Raw genomic sequence first — 5,473 nt, 5'->3', positions numbered from 1 at the left:
CCGCGCGGGTGGGGGCCTCGCGGGAGGCGCTGCGGCGGATCACGACCGGGTGGGCGCCGGAGTCGCCGGTGCGCAGCGCGGCCGTGGCCAGGCCGAAGTCGATGATCTTGATGCCGGCCGGGCTGACCATGATGTTGCGGGCGGTCAGGTCCCGGTGCACCACGCCCCGCCGGTGCGCCACGGCCAGCACGTCAGCGGCCGTAGCGGCGATCCGCACAGCCTCCGGCCAGTCCAGCCGCCCCCGGGCCAGCCGCTCGGTGAGCGGCACCCCGGCCAGCAACTCCAGCACCACGTACGGCACCACACTGCCGTCGGGCAGCGGCGCCTCGCCGTACTCGAAGACCCGGGGCACGCTCGGGTGCCGCAGCCGGTCGGTGATCAGGGCCTCGCGCCGTACGTCCTCGCGGGCCTGCACGTCGTCGGCCAGGCTCGGGGCCAGCACTTTCACCGCCAGCTTGCGCCCCTGGCGGGCGTCGACGGCCGAGTAGACGGTCGAGACACCCCCCTGGCCGATGGCGCCGATCAGCACATATCGCCGGAGGATGGCGGTGCCCATCGGAAGTTTCGCCACGCAGGGCACTATCCCCTACCGCCGAGACCCGGACAAGCCGCCTCAGGAAGGCTTAACTTCCATGATCACTCGCGGTCAGGCGCCGGACACGAGGGGCTGATGAGAAGGCTCGTCACAATCCGCGCACGGCTGGGGTGCGCCGAAGAGGCCGAGCAGGCCGGTGACCCAGAGCTGACGGTGCGCGAACCGGCTGGGACGCGTGACGATCAGCTTGACGCCGCTGACGCTGGCCAGTTGGAACGCCGCGACCAGGGCACTGATGCCCACGGAATCGATGAAGGTCACGCCGTGCATGTCGAGCTCGATGCGCTCGGGACGCCCTGCGGCGAGCTGACCCGCCACGGCGTCCTTGATCTCGTACGCGTTCTCGACGTCGATCTCACCCGCTGGGGAGATCTCCACCACCCCTGCGGGGAGTGTCGACGTCGTTATCGACAGCGTCACGCCACTACCTCCACCCGCCCGGGATGCCCCGAGCGTCTTCTCCTCTGCACGACGGCGGCCGTACCTGATGCCGCTGTCGTCGGGGGCGGCGATGACTACCCCCGTCGGGTTCGGTGAAACTGCTCGAACCGTAGTGCGTGAACCTGGCAGACACCTGTGTGCCCCGTGTGAACCGACGCAAGCGTACCCAGCGATGTCCACCGTTTTATCCGACGTGACGCTGTCCACATCCGACTGACGTGGCCCGTTCACCGGTACGTTTGCTTTTCGTGGCGCATGGGCACGTTCGACAAGTCGACGACCCACCCGCCGGCACCGGCGATCGCAGGAGGTACCGAGGAGATGCTCTCTCGTAAGAACACTGCCGAGCGCACAGCCGCGCAGGCCTGGGACTACTTGTCGTCCGCGATGGCGGGCGCCGGCGAGAGCGCCAAGGACGCCGGCAAGCACACCGCCGACCTGGCCAGCGCCAAGGCGGCAGTCGCCGCGGCCACCGCCACCAAGCTCGCCGACAAGGCCGGCAAGCAGAGCAGCAAGCTCGCCGGCCAGGCCGGCAAGAAGAGCAGCAAGCTGGCCGACAAGGCCGCCGCCAAGCTCGCCGTGGTGAGCGACGAGGCGTACGAGCGCGCCAACCTGGCCGCGAACGCGCTGGCCGGTCGCAAGCCGGGCCTGCCCTGGGGCCTGCTCATCGGCGCCGGCCTGCTCGGCGTCGCGCTGGGCTGGGCCGCCGCGACCACCGCCCGGGCCGCGCTGGAGCGCCAGGCGGAGAACGAGCAGCTGGAACTGGCCGAGTCCGAGCCCGACGCGGTGGTAGTGGTCACACCGACCTACGACAACTGACCGGCGGCGGCCGCCGGACGGAGCCCTTTGCCGCCCGGCGGTCGCTGTTTTCTGTCGGACCCCGCGCCTAGGCTCTTGGCCATGGAGCCCGTGTTCTTCGCCGACGCCGCCGAGCTGCGTGCCTGGTTCCTGGAGCATCACTCCGACGCGCCCGAGCTGCTGGTGGGCTACTACAAGAAGCACACCGGCCGGCCCACGGTGCAGCACACCGAGGCGATCGAGCAGGCGCTGTGCTTCGGCTGGATCGACAGCATCGGGCGCCGCATCGACGACGAGCGCTACCAGGTCCGGTTCACCCCGCGGCGCAAGGGCAGCGTGTGGAGCGCGATCAACGTGGCCAAGATCGCCGAGCTGACCGCGGCGGGGCGGATGCACCCGGCTGGGCTGCACGCCTTCGAATCCCGCAAGCCCGAACGGGTGGCGGCGTATTCGTACGAGCAGCCCGCCGACGCGGTGCTCGACGCTGAGCAGACTGCCCGGTTCGAGGGCGAGGAGGCGGCATGGAAATGGTTCTCGGCGCAGCCCGCGTCCTACCGCCGGGCCGCCGTGCACTGGGTGGTCGGCGCCAAACGGCCGGAAACCCGGCAGCGGCGCCTCGACCAGCTGATCACCGACTCCGCGGCGGGCCGGACGGTGCCGCCGCTGACCCGCCGATGAGCCGGCACCACGCCCGGCCGGCGACCGACCGACCTCGCCTGGAGGTGACGTGAATCTGTACAGTTGGCCCCGGCTCGCAGCCGGGCCCCCGTTCCGCGTCATCCGTCCGTGGCGACACCCGAGTAGATAGGTCCGCTGGTGCTCAGTTCGGGAAGTCTCCTGGACAACCGCTACCGGTTGGACGAGCGCATCGCCACGGGTGGCATGGGTGACGTGTGGCGTGGCACCGACGTGGTGCTCGGCCGCACGATCGCCGTCAAAGTGCTGCGCAGCGCCATGCTGTCCGACCCGGAGTTCGCCGCCCGCTTCTACGGCGAGGCGCGGATGATGGCTGCCTTCCGGCACCCCGGCGTCGTCGAGGTGTACGACTACAGCGCCGGTGACGCCAACGACGAGGACAACTGCGCGTACCTCGTGATGGCGTACGTCGACGGCGAGCCGCTCTCGGCCCGGCTCAAGGAGCAGGGCCGCCTGGGCGTCGCCGAGACGATGTCGATCGTGGCGCAGGCGGCCGAGGCCCTGCACGCCGCCCACGAGAACGGCACCGTGCACCGCGACGTCAAGCCGGGCAACCTGATCGTCAAGCCCAACGGCACGGTGATCCTGGTCGACTTCGGCGTGGCCCGCTCCGCCGCCGTGACCAGCGTGACCGGCCTCAACGCGATCGTCGGCACCGCGCTGTACATGGCACCCGAGCAGGTCGCCAAGGGCAACGTCACCCCGGCCACCGACGTGTACGCGCTCGGCGCGGTCGCCTACCACTGCCTGGCCGGCCACCCGCCGTTCGACGGCGACAACGCTCTGCAGGTGGCGCTGCGCCACCTGGAGGACGACCCGGAGCCGCTGCCCGAGACCACCGTGCCGCCGGCCGTCCGCGAGCTGATCAGCCGCGCGATGGCCAAGCACCCGGACGACCGCTTCGCCGACGCCGCCGAGTTCGCCGCGGCCGCGCTGGCCGCCGCCGGCACCCTCGACTGGCGCTCGCAGACCGGCACCTCGATGACGGGCACGGCCCTGCGCCGCCCGACGATGCACGGCCCGTCGACCACCGGCACGGCTCTGGGCGGCGCCGGCCTGACCGGCGCAGGACTGGCCGGTGCGGGACCGGGCGGTGCGGGACTGACCGGCACCGGCCTGGGACAGACCGGCACGTCGATGAGCGGCACCTCGCTGACCAGGCCGATGAGCCCGGCCGCGCCCCGCCGCACCATGCCGGGCCAGCGCAATTTGCTCGAAGCCGCACCCCCGGTGCAGGCCCCGCCCCGCAAGCGCGGCCGGACGAGGAACGAGCTCGCCGTCCTGCTCACCGTGATCGGCCTGTTCATCCTGGCCGGCGGCCTGGCCCTGGCGATCGCCCTGCAGGACGGCAACGCCGACGCGGACCAGAAGCCGAACACCATCGTGCCGACCGAGTCGGCCACAGCCGACGACGAGACCGAAGCGCCGGTGGAGCCGACCGAGACGACCGATGCTCCCCGCCCGGTGAACCCGCCGGCCAACACCCAGCGGCCCACCCAGAAGCCGTCCCCCAGCAAGTCGGTGTCGACGTCGGCCTCCACGTCCTCGTCCCCGACCCCGGACAAGACGACCACGCCGCCCCAGACCGAGCCGGCCACCACGACCCCGGCGGCGCCCACGACCGAGCCGCCACCGCCGGAAGGTGGCGGCGGCGGCGAGGACGGCGGCGGCACGGGCACCGGCAACAACTGACGGGTCAGCGCTCGTCGCCGCTGCCGCTCAGCACGCCACGGTGTTGCCGGCTGGCCAGTTTGGCCAGGTTGGCCTGCGCAATGTCGTCCAGTGAGAGGTCGAGGTAGTCGGCCAGCACCGCCACGTACCAGAGCACGTCCCCGAGTTCCTTGGTGATGTCGTCGCGGTCGATCCGGGACTCGTCGCTGTCGAGGTCGCGGACCCACTTCTTGAACTTCTCGGCGATCTCCCCGGATTCGCCGACCAGGCCGAGGACCAGGTGGAGCAGCTCGTTCTTCTTGTCACGGGGAGCGGCGGTGCGGAGGGCACCGCGCTGGTAGTCGTCCAGGTCCATGGTCGGTCATTATGGCCGCGCGGCGATCAGCGCGGACAAGAGCCGACGTGGGTGCTCCCATGGACCCGCAGCAGCCGGGTGGCCAGCACCTCATCCCCGACGCCTCGGCCGATCCCCTGGCCGGCCCGGTCGCTGAACGCAAAATGCTGGCCGCCGAACACCCGCGACCGCCCCGCCTCCGTCGCAGCCGCCGAGAAGCTCGGATAGCTGCGGGCCTGCCCACCCGGCGCCGTGTCGCTCACGTGCGTGAAGCGCACGTTGTCCGAGCAGAAGAACCCGGCCAGCACCGTAGCCCCCGCGTTGCTGTACGAGCTGTGCCCCGACGTCCACTCCGGGCTGCCTCCCACCGAACCCGCCCGCGCCGACCACGTCGGGTTCGCCGTGGTCAGCGGGTTGCCGTCGGTGTCGGCCTCGCGGATCGCGGTCGTCGGCCGCCAGTGCCGGTACGTCTCCTTTGTCCGCACGGTCGTCACCGTGGAGTCCGCCAGCGCCATGCTCACCAGCGCCGTCATCCGCGTCCCCCGGGCCAGCGACAGATCGCCGCCCACAGTCAGCGCGATCCGCAGCCACTCGCCCGGCGGCTGGTCGGAGCCCGCCGGGACCGACCAGAACTGATACGTCGCCAGCAGCTCCGGTGCCGGCACAGCGGCGTCCCCCAGCACTGCGACCTCGGCGAACGCCGCCGCGTACTCGACGCTGTCCAGGGCCGGCGGCGGGCCGGGCACGTACGCGGCCGGGTCACGGACGGCGAACGGGCGCACGTCGCGGTACTGCACCCCGGACCACTCCGCCCGGAACACCCCCGGTCCCGTCCCCGCCGGCTGGGTGCGTACCGGTGACGAGCCGTCGTCGGCCCGCGCCTGCACGACTGCCCGGCCGACCTCGTCGCCCCACCGGGCACCCGCCGCCCGGCGGTG

General features: G+C 72.0%; 7 protein-coding genes. 3 read left to right on the top strand and 4 right to left on the bottom strand.

Features of this window, described 5'->3' with window-relative positions; translation table 11 throughout:
• Both AB0C29_RS31380 and AB0C29_RS31375 read right to left on the bottom strand, forming a co-directional pair.
• Nucleotides 1-571 (bottom strand): serine/threonine-protein kinase (locus AB0C29_RS31380; protein ID WP_360827747.1); only part of this gene is annotated, 571 nt, incomplete at its 3' end.
• Between the two features lie 75 nt (nucleotides 572-646).
• Nucleotides 647-1,015 carry an STAS domain-containing protein gene (locus tag AB0C29_RS31375; protein ID WP_360827744.1) on the bottom strand — a complete coding sequence of 123 codons (369 nt, stop codon included), beginning with the start codon at nucleotides 1,013-1,015 and terminating at the stop codon, nucleotides 647-649.
• Between the two features lie 342 nt (nucleotides 1,016-1,357).
• Here AB0C29_RS31375 and AB0C29_RS31370 point away from each other — a divergent pair, with 342 nt between their 5' ends.
• The 3 genes from AB0C29_RS31370 (at nucleotide 1,358) to AB0C29_RS31360 (ending at nucleotide 4,222) form a co-directional block, all read left to right on the top strand.
• Nucleotides 1,358-1,855 carry a hypothetical protein gene (locus AB0C29_RS31370; RefSeq protein ID WP_360827741.1) on the top strand — a complete coding sequence of 166 codons (498 nt, stop codon included), beginning with the start codon at nucleotides 1,358-1,360 and terminating at the stop codon, nucleotides 1,853-1,855.
• Nucleotides 1,856-1,936: 81 nt separating this feature from the next.
• Nucleotides 1,937-2,512, top strand: a complete 576-nt coding sequence (locus AB0C29_RS31365) for a YdeI/OmpD-associated family protein (protein ID WP_360827738.1) — start codon at nucleotides 1,937-1,939, stop codon at nucleotides 2,510-2,512.
• Nucleotides 2,513-2,650: 138 nt separating this feature from the next.
• Nucleotides 2,651-4,222 (top strand): serine/threonine-protein kinase, encoded by a 1,572-nt coding sequence (locus AB0C29_RS31360; RefSeq protein ID WP_360827735.1) that lies wholly within the window; start codon nucleotides 2,651-2,653, stop codon nucleotides 4,220-4,222.
• A gap of 4 nt (nucleotides 4,223-4,226) precedes the next feature.
• On the opposite strand, the gene AB0C29_RS31355 is transcribed toward AB0C29_RS31360, so the two are convergent.
• Nucleotides 4,227-4,556 carry a nucleoside triphosphate pyrophosphohydrolase family protein gene (locus AB0C29_RS31355; protein WP_360827732.1) on the bottom strand — a complete coding sequence of 110 codons (330 nt, stop codon included), beginning with the start codon at nucleotides 4,554-4,556 and terminating at the stop codon, nucleotides 4,227-4,229.
• Between the two features lie 26 nt (nucleotides 4,557-4,582).
• A partial coding sequence (locus AB0C29_RS31350; RefSeq protein ID WP_360827729.1) for a vanadium-dependent haloperoxidase occupies nucleotides 4,583-5,473 on the bottom strand: 891 nt, incomplete at its 5' end.

The organism is Actinoplanes sp. NPDC048791, from assembly GCF_040650095.1.
Classification (GTDB): Bacteria; Actinomycetota; Actinomycetes; order Mycobacteriales; family Micromonosporaceae; genus Actinoplanes.
The sequence above is the reverse complement of the archived record's forward strand: the minus strand, read 5'-3'. Positions and strand labels throughout refer to the sequence as shown.

Coding starts and splice junctions, on each gene's coding strand:
- AB0C29_RS31370 (WP_360827741.1), top strand. CDS start 1,358: ATGCTCTCTCGTAAGAACACTGCCGAGCGCACAGCCGCGCAGGCCTGG.
- AB0C29_RS31365 (WP_360827738.1), top strand. CDS start 1,937: ATGGAGCCCGTGTTCTTCGCCGACGCCGCCGAGCTGCGTGCCTGGTTC.
- AB0C29_RS31355 (WP_360827732.1), bottom strand. CDS start 4,556: ATGGACCTGGACGACTACCAGCGCGGTGCCCTCCGCACCGCCGCTCCC.